This window comes from Kitasatospora hibisci (assembly GCF_043950205.1).
Lineage (GTDB): Bacteria > Actinomycetota > Actinomycetes > Streptomycetales > Streptomycetaceae > Kitasatospora > Kitasatospora hibisci.
Window position 1 is genome coordinate 4,879,841 of the sequence record NZ_CP171642.1, and the last position, 21,462, is coordinate 4,901,302.

The window sequence follows — 21,462 nt, forward strand, 5'->3', positions numbered from 1 at the left end:
GCGGCGCGGGGCGGACGGTCGGTGACGGGACGGAACGGGGAGACGGGCATGGCGGTTCGGCGGCGGCTGGCGGCCGGGACGGCCGCGGTGCTGCTGGCGGGCGGCCTGACGGCGTGCGGGGGCGACGGGGCGGCCGTGCCGACGCCCCCGCACACGCCCACGCCGACGCCGACCAGTGCCTCCCCGACCGGCCCGGCGAAGCCGACCGACCGCTCGCCGCACGGCGTCCTGCTCTCGGCCCAGCTCGCCGCCCAGACCGCCCGCCGGGCCAAGGTGAACTACCGGCTGGGGTCGGACGCCGGCACCGGCCCGCTGTTCTGGCTGCCGAAGACGGCGCTCCAGGTGAAACGCACCACTCCGGCCGAGGCCGAGCAGCTGATCGTCGTCGACACCGTCGCCTACCAGGGCGGCGACGCGGCCGCCACGGCCCGGCTCGGCGGCCGGCACTGGGAGCGGTTCTCCGTCCCGCCGGGGCCGGACGGCCACAAGGAGATCCCGTACGCAGGTCTGATCGACCTGCTCAACCCGGCCGAGGCGCTGGCCGCCGCCACCGCGGACGGGGTGGAGGCGCAGTTCGTCGGTGAGGAGAAGTTCGAGGACGCGACGGTGGCGCACTACCGGGTCACCACCGACGCCGAGCGGTATGCCGCGGCGCAGACCCAACTGGGCCCGGCCCGGCGGGACGGGCTGCGCGCCGCGCTGACCCCGGGCGGCTCGGTCTCGCTGACCCTGGACCTGTGGCTGAACGACAAGGACCAGCTGGTGAAGCTGCAGCGCACCGGCACGGGGGAGATCGGCCGGGCGGACGACACGGTGCTCTACTCGGAGTTCGCCGGGCCCCTCTCGGTGCAGGCCCCGGCCGAGGGGGACACCGTGGACGCCGGCACCCGCAGCGTCTCCCCGCTGGCCCGCTGACCCCGCCCGCCGGCCGGCGGCGGAGCCCGGTGGCGCCCCTGCGGCAGCCCCGGGGAAGCCCCGCGACGGGCGATTTGCCCCGGACGGCGGAGTCCGGCTACTGTTGCCGAAGCCAAAGACCGCTGGTTGTCGCGGTGCGTCCGAAAGGGTGTTCGCGGCCGAAGGATCTGCGCTTCGTCGCAGGCAGCCCGCGCAGGACTGTTTGGAGCTTGGACTTCCGGGTCGTGTGTGTCCGCACACGGGACCTGTCGAGGTCGTGCTGAGCCCCGTGCGCCTGCGCACCGGGGCTCATCTGCTTTTCCGCAGAGGCCTTCCTTCCGTCCGGTGGTCCGCGGCGCGAATGGTCGACTCTCGCGGTCGGCCGGACTTCGACATCACGGAAGGAGGCGTAAGCCTATGGCTAGGCCCGACAAGGCTGCTGCCGTCGCCGAGATCACGGAGATGTTCCGTGGCTCGAACGCGGCCGTGCTGACCGAGTACCGCGGTCTGACGGTGAAGCAGGTCAAGACCCTGCGTCGCTCGCTGGGTGACAACGCCCAGTACGCCGTGGTGAAGAACACGCTGACCAAGATCGCGGCCAACGAGGTCGGGATCACGGAGCTCGACGACCTGTTCGCCGGTCCGACGGCTGTTGCCTTCGTCACCGGTGACCCGGTGGAGTCGGCGAAGGCTCTGCGTGACTTCGCCAAGGAGAACCCCGCTCTCGTCATCAAGGGCGGTGTTCTTGATGGCAAGGCACTGTCCGCCGATGACATCAAGAAGCTCGCGGACCTTGAGTCCCGCGAGGTGCTGCTCGCCAAGCTGGCGGGTGCCCTGAAGGCCAAGCAGTCCCAGGCTGCCGCGCTCTTCCAGGCCCTGCCGTCGAAGCTCGTCCGCACTGTGGACGCGCTGCGCGACAAGGTCGAGCAGGGCGGTGCCGGTACGCCGGCTCCCGCCGCCGAGGACGAGGCCGCGGAGTAATTCCGCAGGCTCACGCCTCGCTGCGGGCCCGTGCCCGCCCAACCCGTACATACGGCACCACCTGCCGATTTAGTGGAAGGACGCCATCATGGCGAAGCTGTCCCAGGACGAGCTGCTCGCGCAGTTCGAGGAGCTCACCCTCATCGAGCTCGCCGCCTTCGTGAAGGCCTTCGAGGAGAAGTTCGACGTCACCGCTGCCGCCCCGGTCGCCGTCGCCGCCGTCGGTGGCCCGGCCGCCCCGACCGAGGCCGCTGAGGAGCAGGACGAGTTCGACGTCATCCTCGACGCCGCCGGCGACAAGAAGATCCAGGTCATCAAGGAGGTGCGCACCCTGACCTCCCTCGGCCTGAAGGAGGCCAAGGACCTCGTTGACACCGCTGGTGCCAAGGTCCTGGAGAAGGTCGCCAAGGACGTTGCCGAGAAGGCCAAGGCCGCCCTTGAGGGCGCCGGCGCCAAGGTCACCGTCAAGTGACTCTCTCCCGGCCCTAGCGGCCGGGAGGTGCCCCCACGCCCCCTCTGAGGGGCGGGAGCTCCGAGGCCGGGCCGATCACCCTTGCGGGTGGTCGGCCCGGCCTTTTCGCGTTCCCGCTCCCGGGGCGCTCCGCGCGGTCGAACCACCGGTCTGGCCGAGAGCGCACTCGGCACTGTCGGTGCGGGCGGGTATGGTGATCGCTGTCGCCGGCAGTGGCCCCGACCACGGCATCTGTAACGCCGGGCGGGTCCGCGCCGATGGACAGGTCGAGGCCCGCACCGGAGGCGGGCCCTTGACGAACCAGGCGCGGCGCGCGATTCTCAAGGCGCGAGTCCGCCCCGGTTGGTCCACCACTGGATGCATAACCAGTGGCTCCGGCGGGAAGTGACTCCACGTGAGTGGTGGAGGTCCGGGAGTTCCCGGGCCGTGCAGTACCCGGTGGGCGTCCGCGTCCGCCGGCGACCGGGAGGAGTCTCCGATTCGGTTTCCGAATCAGAGCTGGACAGCAGTGTGCCGTTTGGCTACACTGTCCCTTTGCGCTGCCTGTTAGCTGCTCCGTGACTCGTCGCCCGGAGTCTGCGTTGCCCTGAAGGGGTCTGGCATCGCCTCCGCAAAGCGGCTCTGACCTGGGATTTCCCCCGGCGGAGGCCGACGGCGACGGAGGCGGATCCAAGCCCGTGAAGGCCCGGCTGGTATGCGCGTAGTGAGCTCCGAGCCCTCGGAAGGACCCCCCTCTTGGCCGCGCCGCGCAACGCCTCGAACAATTCCGCCGCATCCACCGCCCCGCTCCGCGTCTCCTTCGCGAAGATCAAGGAGCCCCTTGAGGTCCCGAACCTCCTGGCCCTGCAGACCGAGAGCTTTGACTGGCTGCTCGGCAACGCGGCCTGGAAGGCCCGGGTCGAGCAGGCGCTGGAGTCTGGTCTGGACGTCCCCACCAAGTCCGGTCTGGAGGAGATCTTCGAGGAGATCTCGCCGATCGAGGACTTCAGCGGGTCGATGTCCCTGACCTTCCGCGACCACCGTTTCGAGCCGCCGAAGAACTCCATTGACGAGTGCAAGGACCGCGACTTCACGTACGCGGCTCCGCTCTTCGTCACGGCCGAGTTCACCAACAACGAGACCGGTGAGATCAAGTCTCAGACGGTCTTCATGGGCGACTTCCCGCTCATGACCCACAAGGGCACGTTCGTGATCAACGGCACCGAGCGTGTCGTCGTGTCGCAGCTGGTCCGCTCCCCGGGTGTGTACTTCGACTCCACCCTGGACAAGGTGTCCGACAAGGACATCTACTCCTGCAAGGTCATCCCCTCGCGTGGTGCCTGGCTGGAGATGGAGATCGACAAGCGCGACATGGTCGGCGTCCGCATCGACCGCAAGCGCAAGCAGTCCGTCACCGTGCTGCTCAAGGCGCTCGGCTGGACCAACGAGATGATTCTCGAGGAGTTCGGCGAGTACGAGTCGATGCGCGCCACCCTGGAGAAGGACCACACCCAGGGCCAGGACGACGCGCTGCTGGACATCTACCGCAAGCTGCGCCCGGGCGAGCCGCCGACGCGTGAGGCCGCGCAGACGCTGCTGGAGAACCTCTACTTCAACCCGAAGCGCTACGACCTCGCGAAGGTCGGCCGCTACAAGGTCAACCGCAAGCTGGGCAACGCCGAGTCGCTGGACTCCGGCGTGCTCACCGAGCCCGACATCATCGGTGCGATCAAGTACCTGGTGAAGCTGCACGCCGGTGAGACCGAGTGGCGCGACGAGAACGGCCGCGACATCGTGGTCGAGGTCGACGACATCGACCACTTCGGCAACCGCCGCCTGCGCAACGTCGGCGAGCTCATCCAGAACCAGGTCCGTACGGGTCTCGCCCGCATGGAGCGCGTCGTGCGCGAGCGCATGACCACCCAGGACGTCGAGGCGATCACGCCGCAGACCCTGATCAACATCCGGCCGGTCGTCGCCTCCATCAAGGAGTTCTTCGGCACCAGCCAGCTGTCGCAGTTCATGGACCAGACGAACCCGCTGTCGGGCCTGACCCACAAGCGCCGTCTGTCCGCCCTCGGTCCCGGTGGTCTCTCCCGTGAGCGCGCCGGCTTCGAGGTCCGTGACGTGCACCCCTCGCACTACGGCCGCATGTGTCCGATCGAGACCCCGGAAGGCCCGAACATCGGTCTGATCGGGTCGCTGGCCTCGTACGGCCGGGTCAACGCCTTCGGCTTCATCGAGACCCCGTACCGCAAGGTCGTCGACGGTGTGGTCACCGAGCAGGTGGACTACCTGACCGCCGACGAGGAGGACCGCTACGTCATCGCCCAGGCGAACGCGCCGCTGACCGCGGACCTGCACTTCGCCGAGCCGCGCGTCCTGGTCCGCCGCCGTGGTGGCGAGATCGACTACATCCCGGGCACCGAGATCGACTACATGGACGTCTCGCCGCGCCAGATGGTGTCGGTCGCGACCGCCATGATCCCGTTCCTGGAGCACGACGACGCCAACCGCGCGCTCATGGGCTCGAACATGATGCGCCAGGCGGTGCCGCTGCTGAAGAGCGAGGCCCCGCTGGTCGGTACCGGCATGGAGTACCGCTGCGCCGTCGACGCCGCGGACGTGATCACCGCCGAGAAGGCCGGTGTCGTCCAGGAGGTCTCGGCCGACTACGTCACCGTGGCCAACGACGACGGCACGTACACCACGTACCGCGCCGCCAAGTTCACCCGCTCGAACCAGGGCACCTCCTTCAACCAGAAGGTGCTCGTGGACGAGGGCGCCCGGGTCGAGGCCGGCCAGGTGCTGGCCGACGGCCCGTGCACCGACGAGGGCGAGATGGCGCTCGGCAAGAACCTCCTCGTGGCGTTCATGTCGTGGGAGGGCCACAACTACGAGGACGCGATCATCCTGTCGCAGCGCCTCGTGCAGGACGACGTCCTCTCCTCGATCCACATCGAGGAGCACGAGGTCGACGCCCGTGACACCAAGCTCGGCCCCGAGGAGATCACCCGGGACATCCCGAACGTCTCCGAGGAGGTCCTCGCCGACCTCGACGAGCGCGGCATCATCCGCATCGGCGCCGACGTCGTCACCGGCGACATCCTGGTCGGCAAGGTCACCCCGAAGGGTGAGACCGAGCTGACCCCGGAGGAGCGCCTGCTCCGCGCGATCTTCGGTGAGAAGGCGCGCGAGGTCCGCGACACCTCGCTGAAGGTGCCGCACGGTGAGTCCGGCAAGGTCATCGGCGTCCGCGTCTTCGACCGCGAGGAGGGCGACGAGCTTCCCCCGGGCGTGAACCAGCTGGTCCGCGTCTACGTGGCCCAGAAGCGCAAGATCACCAACGGTGACAAGCTCGCCGGCCGCCACGGCAACAAGGGTGTCATCTCCAAGATCCTCCCGGTCGAGGACATGCCCTTCCTTGAGGACGGCACCCCGGTCGACATCATCCTCAACCCGCTGGGTGTCCCGTCCCGAATGAACCCGGGACAGGTCCTGGAGATCCACCTCGGCTGGCTCGCCCAGCAGGGCTGGGACGTCTCCGGCCTGGCCGACGAGTGGGCCCAGCGCCTGCAGGCGATCGGCGCGGACAAGGTCGAGGGCGGCACCAACCTCGCCACCCCGGTCTTCGACGGCGCCCGCGAGGACGAGATCACCGGTCTGCTGGACAACACCACCCTCACCCGTGACGGTGAGCGCCTGGTGAACTCCACCGGCAAGGCCCGGCTGTTCGACGGCCGCTCCGGCGAGCCGTTCCCGATGCCGATCTCGGTCGGCTACATGTACATCCTCAAGCTGCACCACCTGGTCGACGACAAGCTGCACGCCCGCTCGACCGGCCCGTACTCGATGATCACCCAGCAGCCGCTCGGTGGTAAGGCGCAGTTCGGTGGTCAGCGCTTCGGTGAGATGGAGGTGTGGGCCCTTGAGGCATACGGCGCCGCGTACGCGCTGCAGGAGCTGCTCACCATCAAGTCCGATGACGTTCTCGGCCGCGTGAAGGTCTACGAGGCCATCGTCAAGGGCGAGAACATCCCCGAGCCCGGCATTCCCGAGTCCTTCAAGGTCCTCATCAAGGAAATGCAGTCGCTCTGCCTCAACGTGGAGGTGCTGTCCTCGGACGGCCAGTCCATCGAGATGCGGGACTCCGACGAGGACGTGTTCCGCGCCGCCGAGGAGCTCGGCATCGACCTGTCCCGGCGCGAGCCGAGCAGCGTCGAAGAGGTCTGACGGAGGTTGGGCCGGCTGCCCGCTGAGCAGCCGGCCCGCCCCCAGGCCCCCCTCAGACCACACGAACGACTCTCGACTTACGAAAGAGGGCTTGACGACCAGTGCTTGACGTCAACTTCTTCGACGAGCTCCGCATCGGCCTGGCCACCGCCGACGACATCCGCCAGTGGTCGCACGGCGAGGTCAAGAAGCCGGAGACCATCAACTACCGCACCCTGAAGCCCGAAAAGGACGGACTCTTCTGCGAGAAGATCTTCGGCCCCACCCGGGACTGGGAGTGCTACTGCGGCAAGTACAAGCGCGTCCGCTTCAAGGGCATCATCTGTGAGCGCTGCGGCGTCGAGGTGACCCGTGCCAAGGTGCGCCGTGAGCGGATGGGCCACATCGAGCTGGCCGCTCCGGTCACCCACATCTGGTACTTCAAGGGTGTCCCGTCCCGCCTGGGCTACCTGCTGGACCTGGCGCCGAAGGACCTTGAGAAGGTCATCTACTTCGCCGCCTACATGATCACCTGGGTCGACGACGAGCGCCGTCAGCGTGACCTGCCGTCCCTGGAGGCGCACGTCTCGGTCGAGCGCCAGCAGATCGAGAACCGCCGCGACTCCGACCTCGAAGCCCGCGCCAAGAAGGCCGAGACCGACCTGGCCGAGCTGGAGGCCGAGGGCGCCAAGGCCGACGTGCGCCGCAAGGTGCGCGAGGGCGCCGAGCGCGAGATGAAGCAGCTGCGCGACCGCGCGCAGCGCGAGCTCGACCGCCTCGACGAGGTGTGGGCCCGCTTCAAGAACCTCAAGGTCCAGGACCTCGAAGGCGACGAGCTGCTCTACCGCGAGCTGCGCGACCGCTTCGGCACCTACTTCTCCGGCTCGATGGGCGCGGCGGCCCTCAAGGACCGCCTGGAGACCTTCGACCTGGCGGAGGAGTCCGAGCGCCTGCGCGAGATCATCCGCACCGGCAAGGGCCAGAAGAAGACCCGTGCGCTCAAGCGCCTCAAGGTCGTCTCCGCGTTCCTGCAGACCACCAACAAGCCCAACGGCATGGTGCTGGACTGCGTCCCGGTCATCCCGCCGGACCTGCGTCCGATGGTCCAGCTGGACGGTGGCCGCTTCGCGACCTCCGACCTGAACGACCTGTACCGCCGCGTCATCAACCGCAACAACCGCCTGAAGCGGCTTCTCGACCTCGGCGCGCCCGAGATCATCGTGAACAACGAGAAGCGCATGCTCCAGGAGGCCGTCGACGCGCTGTTCGACAACGGCCGCCGCGGCCGTCCGGTCACCGGTCCGGGCAACCGCCCGCTGAAGTCCCTCAGCGACATGCTGAAGGGCAAGCAGGGTCGTTTCCGCCAGAACCTGCTCGGCAAGCGAGTCGACTACTCGGCCCGTTCGGTCATCGTCGTCGGCCCGCAGCTCAAGCTGCACCAGTGCGGTCTGCCGAAGGCCATGGCGCTGGAGCTCTTCAAGCCGTTCGTGATGAAGCGCCTGGTCGACCTGAACCACGCGCAGAACATCAAGTCGGCCAAGCGCATGGTCGAGCGCGCCCGCCCGGTCGTGTGGGACGTGCTCGAAGAGGTCATCGCCGAGCACCCGGTGCTGCTGAACCGTGCACCCACCCTGCACCGCCTCGGCATCCAGGCCTTCGAGCCGCAGCTGGTCGAGGGCAAGGCCATCCAGATCCACCCGCTCGTCTGCACCGCGTTCAACGCGGACTTCGACGGTGACCAGATGGCCGTCCACCTGCCGCTCTCCGCGGAGGCGCAGGCCGAGGCCCGCATCCTGATGCTGTCCTCGAACAACATCCTGAAGCCGGCCGACGGTCGCCCCGTCACCATGCCGACCCAGGACATGGTGCTCGGTCTGTTCTTCCTCACCTCGGACCGCGAGAACGTGAAGGGCGCCGGCCGCTCCTTCTCGTCGACCGCCGAGGCGATCATGGCCTTCGACGCCCGCGAGCTGGACGTCCAGGCCCCGATCGAGCTGCGCCTGCCCATCGGCACCGTCCCGCCCCGCGGCTGGACCGCTCCGGTGGACGAGGAGGGCCGCCCGACCTGGTTCGAGGGCGAGTCCTTCCGCCTGAACACCACCCTGGGCCGTGCGCTCTTCAACGAGCTGCTGCCCGAGGACTACCCGTTCGTCGACTTCGAGGTGGGCAAGAAGCAGCTCTCCGCGATCGTCAACGACCTGGCGGAGCGCTACCCCAAGGTCGTCGTCGCGGCGACCCTGGACAACCTGAAGGCGGCCGGCTTCCACTGGTCGACCCGCTCGGGTGTCACCGTCTCGATCTCGGACGTCATCGTCCCGCCGAGCAAGCCCCAGATCCTGGAGGGCTTCGAGGCGAAGGCGGAGAAGGTCCAGAAGCAGTACGAGCGCGGTCTGATCACCAACGACGAGCGCAAGCAGGAGCTCGTCGGCATCTGGACCCAGGCGACCAACGAGGTCGCGGACGCCATGGCCGCGAACTTCCCGAAGACGAACCCCATCTTCATGATGGTCGACTCGGGTGCTCGTGGAAACATGATGCAGATGCGCCAGATCGCCGGTATGCGTGGTCTGGTGTCCAACGCGAAGAACGAGACCATCCCGCGACCCATCAAGGCGTCGTTCCGTGAGGGTCTCTCCGTGCTGGAGTACTTCATCTCCACCCACGGTGCCCGTAAGGGTCTCGCGGACACCGCCCTCCGTACCGCCGACTCCGGTTACCTCACCCGTCGTCTGGTCGACGTCTCCCAGGACGTCATCATCCGCGAGGAGGACTGCGGCACCGAGCGCGGCCTGAAGCTGGCGATCGGTTCCGTCGGCGCCGACGGCGTGCTGCGCAAGGCCGACGACGTCGAGACCAGCGTCTACGCCCGCATGCTGGCCGAGGACATCACGGTGGACGGCAAGCTCCTCGCCACCGCCAACACCGACCTCGGTGACGTGCTGATCGACGAGCTGATCCGCCACGGCATCAGCGAGGTCAAGACCCGCTCGATCCTGACCTGTGAGTCGGCCGTCGGCACCTGTGCCATGTGCTACGGGCGCTCGCTGGCCACCGGCAAGCTGGTCGACATCGGTGAGGCGGTCGGCATCATCGCCGCCCAGTCCATCGGTGAGCCCGGTACCCAGCTGACCATGCGTACCTTCCACACCGGTGGTGTGGCCGGTGACGACATCACCCAGGGTCTGCCGCGTGTCGTCGAGCTCTTCGAGGCCCGTACCCCCAAGGGTGTGGCCCCGATCTCGGAGGCGCAGGGCCGGGTCCGCATCGAGGACACCGAGAAGACCCGCAAGCTGGTCGTCACGCCGGACGACGGCACCGACGAGATCGCCTACCCGGTCTCGAAGCGTGTGAAGCTGCTCGTCAGCGAGGGCGAGGCGGTCGAGGTCGGCCAGAAGCTGACCATGGGTGCCACCAACCCGCACGACGTCCTGCGCATCATGGGCCAGCGCGCCGTCCAGGTCCACCTGGTCGCCGAGGTCCAGAAGGTCTACAACTCGCAGGGTGTGTCGATCCACGACAAGCACATCGAGATCATCATCCGGCAGATGCTCCGCCGCGTGACGATCATCGAGTCGGGCGACGCCGAGCTGCTCCCGGGCGAGCTCGTCGAGCGCGGCCGCTTCGAGCAGGAGAACCGTCGCGTGGTCTCCGAGGGCGGTCACCCCGCCTCCGGCCGTCCGCAGCTGATGGGTATCACCAAGGCCTCGCTGGCCACCGAGTCCTGGCTGTCGGCCGCCTCCTTCCAGGAGACGACCCGGGTCCTCACCGACGCGGCGATCCACGCCAAGTCGGACCCGCTGCTGGGCCTCAAGGAGAACGTCATCCTCGGTAAGCTCATCCCGGCCGGTACGGGTCTGCCCCGCTACCGCAACATCCGGGTCGAGCCGACCGAGGAGGCCAAGGCCGCCATGTACTCGGCCGTCGGTTACGACGACTACGACCTGTCGCCCTTCGGCGCCGGCTCCGGCCAGGCGGTCCCGCTGGACGACTACGACTACGGCCCGTACACCGGCTGAGTCCACGGTCACTGAACGCCGCAGGGCGGTCACCCCATTCGGGTGGCCGCCCTGCGGCGTTCCCGCGGCCGGATCCGTCGCGCGGGGGAGGCGGGGAAACCGCTCCGGCGGGCGAGGCGCCGGCGGGACGGCCCGGGGGAGCCTCGGGGCATCGGAGCACGGATGCGGGAGGAGCAGGGATGAAGCGGGTGCTGGGTGCGATGGCGATCACGGGGGCGGTGCTGGCCGGGATGTCGGGGTGCTTCGTCGGGGACGACGGCGAGCGGCGGGACGTCGGCTACGCGGTGGCCGAGCCGGTCCGGGTGCTGGTCGTCCAGGGCCGCACCGGCGGGGTGGTCGTGCGCGGTGGCGGCGGCAGCGAGGTGCGGGTCACCGAGCACCAGAGCTACCGGGGTGAGGCGCCCCGGAGCAGCCACGTGCTGAAGGACGGAACGCTGACGCTGACCTACGACTGCGAGGACTGCGGGCTCGGTTACGAGGTGGACGTGCCGGCCGGGACGGCCGTGCGGGTGACGGCGCAGACCGGCGGCGTGCGGCTGAGCGGGCTGGCCGGCGAGGTGGAGGCGACGGTCTCCACCGGCGGCGTGGAGGCGACCGGGCTGACCTCGCGGACGGTGCTGCTGCGGTCCGGCACCGGCGGGATCGAGGCGTCCTTCGCCGCCGCGCCGGCGAAGGTCGAGGCGCGGACCGGGACCGGCGGGGTCCGGCTACGGGTGCCGGCCGGAGACGCCTACGCGGTGGACGCGAGCGCCGGGACGGGCGAGGTGGACGTGGCGGTGCCGCAGCAGCCGGGGGCGCCGCGCGGCATCCTCGCCCGGGCCGAGACGGGTGGCGTGACGGTCGGGCATGGCTGAGATCCGCGTGCCGAGCGTCCTGCCGGTGGGGCATGATCTTCTCCGCGGGGGCGGTGCCCCCGGACTCGGGGGAGGGGTCGTGGTGGGACGAGTGGCACAGTGGTGGGCCCGGTCGGCCGGGGGGAACCCGTATCTGCTGGATGTCCCGCTGGCGTTGTTCTCGTTCGCGGTCTCGCTCTGGTCGGTCCGGAACGACGACACGGACTGGCCCTGGTGGGTCTACGCGATGACGATCGGCACCGCCCTGCCGCTGCCCTGGCGCCGCCGGGCACCGCTGACGGTGGCCGCGCTCAGCGGCCTGGCGTCGATCCCGGTGTCGGTGGTCGCCCATTCGGTGATGCCGCAGATCCCGGTGTACGCGGTGGTCACCATCTACACGGTGGCGGACCGGGCCCGCGACTGGCAGCGGGGGTTGCTGCTGGGGATCCTGGTGGTCTCCAACATCCTGGGCACGCACTCGGTGAACGGCGCGTTCTTCAGCCTGCTGCTGACCATCGGCACCTTCGTCTTCGGCTCGCTGGTGCGCGAGCTGCGCCGGCTGGCCCGGGTGGAGGCGGACCGGGCGCTGGAGGCCGGGCGGCGGGCGGCCAGCGACGCGGCCCGCGCGGTGGCCGAGGAGCGGGCCCGGATCGCCCGGGAGATGCACGACATCCTGGCGCACGCGGTCTCGTTGATGGTCGTTCAGGCCGAGGCGGGGCCGCTGGTGGTGCGCGACAATCCGGACCGGGCGATCCGCGCCTTCGACGACATCGCCGGCGCGGGCCGCGATGCGATGGTCCAACTCCGTCGGGTGCTCGGGGTGTTGAAGGAGGACGGCGCGGCGCCGGAGCTGTCCCCGCAGCCGCGGCTGGCCGAACTCCCGGCGCTGGCCGAGCGGGTGAGCGGTACCGGGCCGGCGGTCGAGCTGGAGGTGGACTCCTCCGCCGGGCCGTGGCCGGTCGAGGTGGAGGCGGCGGCCTACCGGATCGTCCAGGAGGCGCTGACGAACGCCGTGAAGCACGCCGAGGCCTCGCGGGTGTCGGTGCGGGTGGTCCGCGCGGGGGAGGAGCTGTCGGTCACGGTGGCCGACGACGGGCGCGGGCTGCGGCTGTCGTCGGAGCACGTGGCGAGCGGCTGGTCCGGCGGTCGCGGCCTGGTCGGCATCCGGGAGCGGGCGGCGGCCTGCGGCGGCCGGGCCGAGGCCGGGCCGGGCCCGGGCGGCAGGGGTTTCCTGGTGAGCGCCCGGCTGCCCCTGGGCGCAGCGGGCCTGGTGGAGAGGGTGGGCTGATGCAGCCGATACGGGTGGTCGTCGCGGACGACCAGGAGCTGGTGCGGGCCGGGTTCGGGATGATCCTGGACGCGCAGCCGGACATCGAGGTGGTGGGCGAGGCCTGCGACGGGGCCGAGGCGATCGAGGCGGTGCGGGTGCACGAGCCCGACGTGCTGCTCCTGGACGTCCGGATGCCGGTGATGGACGGGCTGGAGGCGGCCCGGCGGGTCTGCGCGGAGCACCCGGCCACCAAGGTGATCATGCTGACCACCTTCGACGTCGACGACTACGTCTTCGACGCGTTGTACGCCGGGGCCAGCGGCTTCCTGCTGAAGGACGTCCGCCGGGACGACCTGGCGCACGGCGTGCGGATGGTGGCCTCCGGTGAGGCGCTGCTGGCACCGTCGGTGACCCGCCGGCTGATCGGTGAGTTCGCCGCCCGCCGGCCGGGCGGGCCGGGCGCCGCGGTCCCGGGGGTGCAGGGCGTCCGGGCGCCGGCCCGGCTGCTGGAGCAGCTGACCGCGCGGGAGCAGGAGACGCTGCGGCTGCTGGCCCGGGGGCTCTCCAACGCGGAGATCGCGGCCGAGCTGGTGGTGAGCGAGCACACGGTGAAGACGCACGTCAGCAATGTGCTGGCCAAGCTCGGACTGCGGGACCGGGTGCACGCGGTGGTGTTCGCCTACGAGGCCGGGGCGGTCGTCGCCGGGCAGGGCTGAGCGCGGCCCCGGGCTGCGCACGGTGCGGGGCCGGGCGCGGCTCACCCACGCGGGGGAGGCGGCCACTTCGCCGGTACGGGCGATCCGCGACGAGGGCCGCAGCGGACAGCATCGGTGGTGTCGGAACGGACCGCAGATTCGGAGCGCAGCCATGGACACCTCGAAGCCCGCCCGCCTCATCCCGCTCGCCGTCGTCGGCGCCCCCGCCCTGATGGGCCTGTACGGCGGCATCCGGCTGCTGGAGGGCTCCCGCGACCCGGGCCCCGGCTGGCTGGTCGGCCACGGTCTGATGTTCGTCGGACTGCTGCTGTTCGGCGTGGTGCTGGCAGCGCTGCGCCGGGGGCTGCGGCCCCGCGGGGCGGCGGGCCGGCTCGCCGCCGACGCGGCGGCCGGGACGGCCTTCGCGGGCCTGGCGGCCTCGCTGGGGCAGATCGGCATCGACCTGTACGTCGGGGCGGTGGCCGTCGACAAGGCGGACCAGCACCGGCTGTTCGACGCCGTCCAGAGCCGGCCGGGGGTGCTGCCGGCGTTCTACTCGGTCGGTCCGACGCTGTTCTACGTCGGCCTGCTGGCTCTGCTGGCGGCCGCCGCGGCGGGCCGGACGCGCACGCTGCGCTGGTGGAGCCCGGTGCTGGTGCTGGTCGGCACCGCGATGACGGCGGCCGACCTGGCGCTGATCCCGGTGGCCGCGGTGCTCTACCTGGTGGCCCTGGCCCCGCTGGCGGGCTTCACCGGACTGCGCCGCCCGGTGGCCGCCCAAGCCTGAGCGGGGCGGTGCCGGCCCGGGCGGGACGGCCAGGTCCGGGCGGTGGCGGGGCGTGGGCGGAATTCGCTGGCGCCCCCGACGGCCGGACCATACCGTCCGGGGCATGAACGCGAAGCGTCCGCTGATCGCCGTACTCACCGGAGCGGGCATCTCCACCGACTCCGGAATCCCCGACTACCGCGGCCCGAACGGGCTCTGGCAGCGAGACCCGAGCGCCCAGGACCTGGTCACCGTCGGCCCGTACCTGGCCGACCCGGACGTCCGCCGCCGGGCCTGGCTACTGCGCCGGGACGCCGGCTCCCTGACCGCCGAGCCGAACGCCGGCCACCGGGCCCTGGTCGAGCTGGAACGCAGCGGGCTGCCGATGCGGGTGCTCACCCAGAACGTCGACGGCCTCCAGCAGCGGGCCGGCCTGACGCCCCGCAAGGTGCTCGAACTGCACGGCACCGCACAGGAGGTGCAGTGCGTGGACTGCCGGACGGTCGGAACGATGGCCGGGGCGCTGGAGCGGGTGGCGGCCGGCGAGCCGGACCCGGCCTGCCGGGACTGCGGCGGCATCCTCCGGCCCCGCACGGTGATGTTCGGCGAGGCTCTGGACCGGACGGTGCTCCAGCAGGCCGACACCGTCGCCAGGTCGTGCGACCTCTTCGTCGCGGTCGGCACCAGCCTCCAGGTCTTCCCCGTGGCGGGACTGCCGTTGGAGGCGGTGCGGAGCGGCGCCCGGCTGGTCATCGTGAACGGCGAGCCCACCCCCTTGGACGAGGCGGCGGCCGAGGTGGTCCGCGAGCCCATCTCCACGGCGCTCCCGGCACTGGTCCGCCGGCTGGTGGAGCAGTACGGGTAGTCGGCCGGGCCCCGGAGGACCGGGAGAAACCGATCCCGGAAGGGACTTAAACCGGACAGGCTGCGTGCGTACGATGATCATCCCGGCTCCCCCTCACGGCCAGGAGTGATCGATCGATGACGACGACGGCGAAGTTCGACCCCTGGTCGGCGGCGTTCGTGGCCCACCCGTACGACGCGTACGCCGAGCTGCGCGAGCACGCGCCGGTGACGTACTTCGAACCGACCGGCCAGTGGCTGGTGTCCCGGTACGAGGACGTCAGCGCGCTGCTGCGGGACCGGCGGCTCGGGCGGACGTACACCCACCGCTTCACCCACGAGGAGTTCGGCCGGTCCGCACCCGACCCGGCTCACGAACCGTTCCACACGCTCAACGACCACGGGCTGCTCGACCTTGAGGGCCCGGACCACACCCGGATCCGCCGGCTGGTCTCCAAGGCGTTCACCCCGCGGATGGTCGAGGGCCTGCGGCCGACCGTGCAGCGGCTCGCCGGCGAACTGGTCGACGGGCTGCTCGCGGCCGGCGGCGGCGACCTGATCGCCGCCGTCGCCGAACCGCTGCCGGTCGCGGTGATCGCCGAGATGCTCGGCGTCCCGGAGGCGGACCGGCACCTGCTGCGGCCCTGGTCCGCCGACATCACCGGCATGTTCGAGCTCAACCCCACCGAGGAGGCCGCCCGCCGGGCCGTCACCGCGAGCACCGAGTTCTCCGAGTACCTGCGGGCGCTGATCCGCGAGCGCCGGGCCGCCCCCGGCGGCGACCTGATCAGCGCGCTGATCCAGGCCCAGGAGGGCGCGGACGCGCTCAGCGAGCAGGAGATGGTCTCCACCTGCGTGCTGCTGCTCAACGCCGGCCACGAGGCGACCGTCAACACCACCGGAAACGGCTGGTGGGCGCTGTTCCGCAACCCCGACGAGCTGGCCCGGCTGCGCGCCGACGTGGACGGCCTGCTGCCGACCGCCGTCGAGGAGCTGATGCGCTGGGACACCCCGCTGCAGATGTTCGAGCGCTGGGTGCTGGAGGACATCGAGGTGCGCGGCGCCACCATCCCGCGCGGCGCCGAGATCGCCCTGCTCTTCGGCTCCGCCAACCGCGACCCGGCCCGTTTCGCCGACCCCGACCGGCTCGACCTCGGCCGTGCCGACAACCCGCACATCACCTTCGGCGCGGGCATCCACTTCTGCCTCGGCGCCCCGCTCGCCAGGCTGGAGCTGAGCGAGTCGTTCGGCGCGCTGCTGCGCCGGGCGCCGGGCCTGCGGCTGGTCCGCGACCCCGAGTGGCGTCCGGGCTACGTGATCCGCGGGCTGCAGGAGCTGCCGGTCGAGGTCTGAGCGGCCGGGCGAAGCGGGCGGGGGCGAGCGGGGCCGCCGGCCGGTGCGGGCCGTGGAACCGGTCCGGCGGCGGGCACGTCGAATCGCCATGACGAGCCGTACGCACGGAACCCGGTTCCCCGTCCGCCGCCCGGCGGTCCTGCTCCTCACCGCCGCGCTCGCCGCGCCGCTGCTCGCCGGGTGCGGCAGCGGCGCGGCCGGCGCGCCGATCGTCGTCCGGGCCTCCGCACCCGCCTCCCTGCCGCCGGCCGACCCGGTCCGGCTCGCCGCGACCGCGGCCGCCGCCAACGCCTTCGGCCTCGACCTGCTGCACACCCTGACCGCGACGCCCGACCAGGCCGGCCGGAACCTGGTGCTCTCCCCGTCCGGCCTGGCGACCGTGCTCGCCATGGTGCTGCCCGGCGCCCGCGGCACCACCGCCGACGAACTCGCCAAGGCGCTGCACACCGACCTCACCCCGCAGCAGTACGCCGTCGCGATGGGCGCCCTCGGCCGCGGCGTCCCGCCCGCCGACGGGCTGACCCTCCGGCAGGCCGACGACCTCTGGGTCCAGCAGGGCTTCCCGCTCGGCCAGGACTACCTGGCCACGCTGGCCGCCGCCTTCGACACCGGCGTCCACCCGGTCGACTTCCTGAAGCACCCGGACGATGCCCGCAAGACCGTCAACGCGGCGGTGGAGAAGGCGACCGAGGGCCGGATCAAGGACCTCTTCGGCCCGAACGGGCTCAACCGGGACACCCGGCTGGCGCTCACCGACGCGCTCTACCTCAAGGCGAAGTGGGCCTCCCCGTTCAAGGCCGGGAACACCGCGGACCGGCCGTTCCACCGTCTCGACGGCTCCACCCCGGCGGTCAGCACGATGAGCCAGAGCGCGCCCCTGCGCTACGCCGAGGGCTCCGGCGGCATCCTCGGCGAGCCGTGGCAGGCCGTCGAGCTGCCCTACGCCGGCGGCCGGCTCGCGATGGATGTGGTGGTGCCCGCGCAGGGAGGGTTCGAGGCCTTCCGCAAGGGTCTGGACCAGACGCAGCTGGCCCTGATCCTGGACTCGCTCGCCGAGCGGCAGGTCGACCTGGCGCTGCCGCGCTTCCACTTCGACACCGCCAACGAGCTCACCCCCGCACTGCGCGCGCTCGGCGTCCAGGCGGCCTTCGGCCCCGCCGACTTCGGCGGCATCCCCGGCCCGGGCACCGACGAACGGCTGGTGATCGGCACGGTCGTGCAGAAGGCCGCCGTCCAGGTGGACGAGGAGGGCACGGTGGCCGCCGCCGGCAGCGGCGTCAGCCTGGAGGCGGCGGCCGCGCAGGCCCCCAAGCAGCCCGCCGTGCTGCACGTCGACCGGCCGTTCCTCTTCGTGGTCCGGGACACCGCCAACGGGCGGCCGCTCTTCCTCGGCCAGGTCACCGACCCCCAGGCGCACTGAGCCGGGACCCCGTACTGAGCCGGGACCCCTCGGCCCGCGACCGGGGCCGACCGGGGCCGACCGGGGCCGACCGGGGCCGCTACCAGGCCGGGTACCGGTCGCCGAGCGCCGGGTGGGCCGGCTCCCGGCTGCCGAACAACACCAGCAGGTCGTCCGCGACCCGCAGCAGCGTCTCGTTGCCCTCCACCGCGTCGGTCCAGGCCGTCGGCAGGGCGGCGGCGCCGTACGCCGCGCCGACCAGGTTGCCGCAGACCGCACCGGTGGAGTCGCTGTCCCCGGAGTGGTTCACCGACAGCAGCAGCGCGCTCCCGGCCGGGTCCGGTCCCGAGGCGGTGGCCAGCAGGCAGTACACCGCGATGGCCAGGCACTCCTCGGCGATCCAGCCGAGCCCGACCCGCTCGACCGCCTCCGCCGACGGCTCGGCCTCCTCGGCCACCCGGACGGCCCTCGCCAGCGCCTGGACGGTCTCCTGGGAGGCCGGCCAGTCCCGGGTCTGCTCGACGGTCAGCCCGACCGCCGTCCACGGCTCCACCCCGTCCGCCAGCCGCTCCACCAGCGACGCGAACGCGCCCGCCGCCAGGTAGCCGGTCGGGTGCCCGTGGGTCAGCTGTGCGCACTGCGCCGCCAGCCCGAAGGACTGCTCCGCGCCCAGCCGGGCCAGCCCGAACGGCGCCGAGCGCATCACCGTGCCGCACCCCTTGGAGTGTGCGTTGATCGGCCCGGGCTGCCCGAACGGGGCCGGCGCCTCGAACTCCGGGTGATAGGACACCCCGGTCAGGCAGGCGTTGCCCGGCGCCCGCCGCGCGTACAGGAACGGCTGCCGCAGCAGCCAGCCGTCGTACGGGCGGGGGAGCGGGTGGCGGTCCGGCGCGCCCTGGTTCTGCGTCAGCAGCCAGCGCCGGTAAGCGCCGTGCACGGCCTCCGGCACCGAGCCGCCGCCGCCCGACCAGCCGCGGACGAAGCCGCGGATCAGGCCCTCGGCGGTGAACAGCGTCATCTGGGTGTCGTCGGTGACCTCGGCGATCCGGCCGCCGGACGGCAGCCCGGCCACGCCGGCCCGGCCGTACTGCCCGCGGATCTGGTGCAGCTGCTGGAACTCCACCGGCCAGCCCAGGGCGTCGCCGACCGCGCCGCCGAGCAGCGCGCCGCGCACCCGGTCCGGGTATTTGGGCTCGGTCACCGTCGCTCCCCCTCGTTCGTCCCGGAGTCCGTTCTATCAGGCCGGCCCGCGGCCGCCGGACCGTCCCGGCCGGGACGACCCCGATCTCCCCGGGATCCGCCCGCTACCGGCGGATCTCCCCGGCCCGGCCGTGCAGAGCGGCCCGGTCGGCCGCCGCACGGCCCGCCACCCAGCCCTCGCCGTCACTCACCCGGACGCGCTGCGAGACCAGCTTCGGGAACATCCGCCCCACCTCCTGGTCCACCGCCTCGGTGCGGGCCGCCAGCGCGGGCAGCAGCCGCTCGTCCGGCACCAGGTGCTCCTCGGTGCCGTCCTCGCGCAGGTGCCGCCCGGCCGCCGCGTCCTCGGTGACCCGCTCGGTCGCGGCGGTCAGCCGCTCGCGGATCCGCGCCGCGTACGCCACCAGGAAGGACTGCCGGAACGCCTTGGTGCGCGAGGCGCCGTCCAGGTGCTGACGGGAGCCCGCCTTCTGCATCGCGTGCGTCATCTGCACCAGCAACGAGGTGTAGAGCAGCTCGACGCCGTCCAGGTCGCCGTCGAAGCCGACGACCGTGCAGAAGCCGAACTCCTTCGCCCAGACCACCCGGCACCGGTTGGCCGCCGCCACCGCGTCCAGCAGCATCGTCTTCGGGCCCTCGTACGGGTTGTCCACGCCGATCCGCAGCGCCCCCGGGGCGTTCCGGTCGGTGCCGACGGCCGCCAGCAGCGCCTCGTCGATGCTGTGCTGCGCCATCAGCTGCTGGGCCTTGGCGGTCAGCGCCTCGGCCTCCTCCGGGTACTCGGTGGACTCGGCCTTCGCCAGCAGCGCCCGGATCCGGGAGAGCATCCGCGGCTCACCCGGCACCGGCCCCTGCGCCCGCTGCTCCACCCGGGGCGCGCCCCCGGCCCGGCCGCCGGGCCCGGGGGCCGGGCCGACCGGTGCGATCGGGGGCAGCCGGCCCCACGTCCGCAGCAGCTCCAGTGCCGTCGTCGCCAGCGCGAAGCGGTCCAGCCGGTGCCAGTGGGCGAAGGCGGCCAGGTACGCCTCGTCGCCCTGCCACCAGACCTCGGCCTCCAGCTCGCGCAGCTGCTCCTGCCAGCGCCGGTCCAGGACGGCCGCCGGGTGGCGCCGGCCCTCGGCGGCGATCAGGTCCACCGCCAGCGCCAGGTGCACCGGCTTCAGCTCCCGCCGGACCACCCGGGCCAGGTCGGCCGGCCGCCAGCCCGCCGACCAGCAGCGCCCGACCGCGGTGTTCGCGTACCCGAGCAGCGCCCGGCTCACCGCCGGCCACTGGGCCGGGACGGCTGCCAGCAACGAGGCGCCGGTGTCCAGGGCGAGGTCCAGCCCGTCCTCGGGTGCGGTCAGCACCGCCCGGACCGCCTGGTCCAGCAGCGGCGCCGCGCCCCCGTCCGCCCCGGCCTGCCCCTGCTGCCTGCGCCTGCCCACGGTGTGCCTGCCCTCGTCGCTCGTCCCGCCCTGCGGTCAGGACAGCCTCCCGCCCATGATGCCGGAGCGCCTGGCCCGGAGACCGGAGCGGGCGCCCCGCACGGGCGGCCGGGGTGCCGCACCCGGTGCCCTGCGCCCGGCCCGGCCCGGCCTCGGCGGGGTCCCGGGACGGTGCCGCGAACGCCGGACAGCGGGCCGGAGCCGTCCGTGCGGGTGGGGCGCGGGACCGGCCCGGAGACGGCTGCGCAAAGTGGCAACTACTCAGGGCCCGGGTTCGTCCTGCACTATGAAGGGCAGTGAGCGCGCGGGGCGCGCCGGGGTGTCGGAGGTGTCGGATGGCCGTTCAGCCGTGGGGCGAGCAGGGCTCCGGGTACGGGGCGCCACCGCCGCACGTGCCGGTCAAGCCGTATGCCCAGCCGTGGCAGCCCGCGCAGGCACCGCACGTGCCGCCGGCACCGCACGTGCCGCAGGCGGCCATGCGGGCCGCGCACACGGACCGGGACCGCACGGTGGACGTGCTGAAGGCCGCGTACGCCGAGGGGCGGCTCTCCGCCGACGAGTACGGTCAGCGCTTCGAGGCCGCGAGCTCTGCGCAGACCTACGGCGAGCTCGCCCGGCTGGTCGCCGACCTGCCGTCCGGCCCGATGGTCACGCCGATGACGATGGCGGGCGCGCCGGTGCCGCAGACCTTCCTGCCGCCCCCACCGCCGCCGTCGCGGCCGACCAACGGCGCCGCGATCGCCTCGCTGGTGCTCAGCCTGGTCGGGCTGGGGCTGCCGGCGGTGATCGCCGGCCACATCGCCAAGGGCCAGATCCGCGAGCGCAACGAGGACGGCGACGCGATGGCCACCGTCGGTCTGGTCCTCGGCTACCTGGAGTGCGTGATGTGGAGCCTCTTCATGCTGGTGGTGCTCTCGGTCGGCTGAGCCCGGCGTCGGCCGCCGCCCCGGTGGCGCTTCCGGTGGCGGGCACCGCCGAGGTGTGATAGAGCGGCATGAGGAGCGGCCCGACACCGGGCGGCCGCGCGCGGGACACCCGCGCGACACCCGGCCGACGGCCGCGACCTGCGGCGTTCCATTTGTTTTGACCGCGCCCGATGCGCTAGGTACGCTCTGACCTTGT

The 21,462-nt window shown here is 72.1% G+C and carries 15 protein-coding genes; 13 read left to right on the forward strand and 2 right to left on the reverse strand.

All coding sequences use genetic code 11. The annotated features are described in order from the left end of the window. Positions 1 to 48 precede the first annotated feature (48 nt). The 12 genes from ACF9IK_RS21355 (at position 49) to ACF9IK_RS21410 (ending at position 17,734) form a co-directional block, all read left to right on the forward strand. A complete protein-coding gene (locus tag ACF9IK_RS21355) occupies positions 49 to 915 on the forward strand; it encodes a hypothetical protein (protein ID WP_395295764.1) in 867 nt (288 codons plus the stop codon). A 396-nt stretch (positions 916 to 1,311) separates the two neighbouring features. Beyond that, the gene (gene rplJ, locus ACF9IK_RS21360; protein ID WP_238863793.1) at positions 1,312 to 1,875 is read left to right on the forward strand and encodes a 50S ribosomal protein L10; all 564 of its coding nucleotides are present in this window, start codon (positions 1,312 to 1,314) and stop codon (positions 1,873 to 1,875) included. Positions 1,876 to 1,963: 88 nt separating this feature from the next. Continuing rightward, on the forward strand, positions 1,964 to 2,347 hold the full coding sequence (rplL, locus tag ACF9IK_RS21365; protein WP_395295765.1) for a 50S ribosomal protein L7/L12: 384 nt from the start codon (positions 1,964 to 1,966) through the stop codon (positions 2,345 to 2,347). Between the two features lie 735 nt (positions 2,348 to 3,082). Then, positions 3,083 to 6,559, forward strand: a complete 3,477-nt coding sequence (gene rpoB / locus ACF9IK_RS21370) for a DNA-directed RNA polymerase subunit beta (RefSeq protein WP_395295766.1) — start codon at positions 3,083 to 3,085, stop codon at positions 6,557 to 6,559. A 101-nt stretch (positions 6,560 to 6,660) separates the two neighbouring features. Continuing rightward, positions 6,661 to 10,554, forward strand: coding sequence for a DNA-directed RNA polymerase subunit beta' (locus ACF9IK_RS21375; RefSeq protein WP_395295767.1), 3,894 nt, complete (start codon positions 6,661 to 6,663; stop codon positions 10,552 to 10,554). Between the two features lie 179 nt (positions 10,555 to 10,733). Continuing rightward, positions 10,734 to 11,408, forward strand: a complete 675-nt coding sequence (locus ACF9IK_RS21380) for a hypothetical protein (RefSeq protein WP_395295768.1) — start codon at positions 10,734 to 10,736, stop codon at positions 11,406 to 11,408. Positions 11,409 to 11,487: 79 nt separating this feature from the next. Next, on the forward strand, positions 11,488 to 12,675 hold the full coding sequence (locus ACF9IK_RS21385) for a sensor histidine kinase (protein ID WP_395295769.1): 1,188 nt from the start codon (positions 11,488 to 11,490) through the stop codon (positions 12,673 to 12,675). Continuing rightward, positions 12,675 to 13,373: a response regulator gene (locus ACF9IK_RS21390; protein ID WP_395295770.1), complete on the forward strand. Its 699-nt coding sequence runs from the start codon at positions 12,675 to 12,677 to the stop codon at positions 13,371 to 13,373. Before ACF9IK_RS21385 ends, ACF9IK_RS21390 begins: the two co-directional genes overlap by 1 nt. 151 nt (positions 13,374 to 13,524) lie before the next feature. Then, entirely contained in the window at positions 13,525 to 14,139 is a 615-nt protein-coding gene (locus ACF9IK_RS21395) for a hypothetical protein (RefSeq protein ID WP_395295771.1), read from the forward strand. Between the two features lie 103 nt (positions 14,140 to 14,242). Continuing rightward, positions 14,243 to 14,983, forward strand: a complete 741-nt coding sequence (locus ACF9IK_RS21400; RefSeq protein ID WP_395295772.1) for an SIR2 family NAD-dependent protein deacylase — start codon at positions 14,243 to 14,245, stop codon at positions 14,981 to 14,983. Between the two features lie 116 nt (positions 14,984 to 15,099). Next, the gene (locus ACF9IK_RS21405; RefSeq protein WP_395295773.1) at positions 15,100 to 16,314 is read left to right on the forward strand and encodes a cytochrome P450; all 1,215 of its coding nucleotides are present in this window, start codon (positions 15,100 to 15,102) and stop codon (positions 16,312 to 16,314) included. A gap of 88 nt (positions 16,315 to 16,402) precedes the next feature. Then, positions 16,403 to 17,734 (forward strand): serpin family protein, encoded by a 1,332-nt coding sequence (locus tag ACF9IK_RS21410; protein WP_395295774.1) that lies wholly within the window; start codon positions 16,403 to 16,405, stop codon positions 17,732 to 17,734. A gap of 79 nt (positions 17,735 to 17,813) precedes the next feature. Here ACF9IK_RS21410 and ACF9IK_RS21415 read toward each other — a convergent pair whose 3' ends face one another. Then, positions 17,814 to 18,914, reverse strand: a complete 1,101-nt coding sequence (locus tag ACF9IK_RS21415; RefSeq protein ID WP_395295775.1) for an ADP-ribosylglycohydrolase family protein — start codon at positions 18,912 to 18,914, stop codon at positions 17,814 to 17,816. 103 nt (positions 18,915 to 19,017) lie between these two features. Then, positions 19,018 to 20,340, reverse strand: a complete 1,323-nt coding sequence (locus ACF9IK_RS21420; protein ID WP_395295776.1) for a DUF2786 domain-containing protein — start codon at positions 20,338 to 20,340, stop codon at positions 19,018 to 19,020. A gap of 335 nt (positions 20,341 to 20,675) precedes the next feature. Between ACF9IK_RS21420 and ACF9IK_RS21425 the strand changes: the two genes are divergently transcribed. Next, positions 20,676 to 21,266: a DUF1707 and DUF4190 domain-containing protein gene (locus ACF9IK_RS21425; RefSeq protein WP_395295777.1), complete on the forward strand. Its 591-nt coding sequence runs from the start codon at positions 20,676 to 20,678 to the stop codon at positions 21,264 to 21,266. The last annotated feature ends 196 nt before the right edge of the window (positions 21,267 to 21,462 follow it).

Bases quoted from the DNA above. Each gene is read 5' to 3' on its own strand.
- ACF9IK_RS21390 (WP_395295770.1), top strand. From the start codon at position 12,675: ATGCAGCCGATACGGGTGGTCGTCGCGGACGACCAGGAGCTGGTGCGG.
- ACF9IK_RS21425 (WP_395295777.1), top strand. From the start codon at position 20,676: ATGGCCGTTCAGCCGTGGGGCGAGCAGGGCTCCGGGTACGGGGCGCCA.
- ACF9IK_RS21410 (WP_395295774.1), top strand. From the start codon at position 16,403: ATGACGAGCCGTACGCACGGAACCCGGTTCCCCGTCCGCCGCCCGGCG.
- ACF9IK_RS21380 (WP_395295768.1), top strand. From the start codon at position 10,734: ATGAAGCGGGTGCTGGGTGCGATGGCGATCACGGGGGCGGTGCTGGCC.
- ACF9IK_RS21395 (WP_395295771.1), top strand. From the start codon at position 13,525: ATGGACACCTCGAAGCCCGCCCGCCTCATCCCGCTCGCCGTCGTCGGC.
- rplL (WP_395295765.1), top strand. From the start codon at position 1,964: ATGGCGAAGCTGTCCCAGGACGAGCTGCTCGCGCAGTTCGAGGAGCTC.
- rplJ (WP_238863793.1), top strand. From the start codon at position 1,312: ATGGCTAGGCCCGACAAGGCTGCTGCCGTCGCCGAGATCACGGAGATG.
- ACF9IK_RS21355 (WP_395295764.1), top strand. From the start codon at position 49: ATGGCGGTTCGGCGGCGGCTGGCGGCCGGGACGGCCGCGGTGCTGCTG.
- ACF9IK_RS21405 (WP_395295773.1), top strand. From the start codon at position 15,100: ATGACGACGACGGCGAAGTTCGACCCCTGGTCGGCGGCGTTCGTGGCC.
- ACF9IK_RS21400 (WP_395295772.1), top strand. From the start codon at position 14,243: ATGAACGCGAAGCGTCCGCTGATCGCCGTACTCACCGGAGCGGGCATC.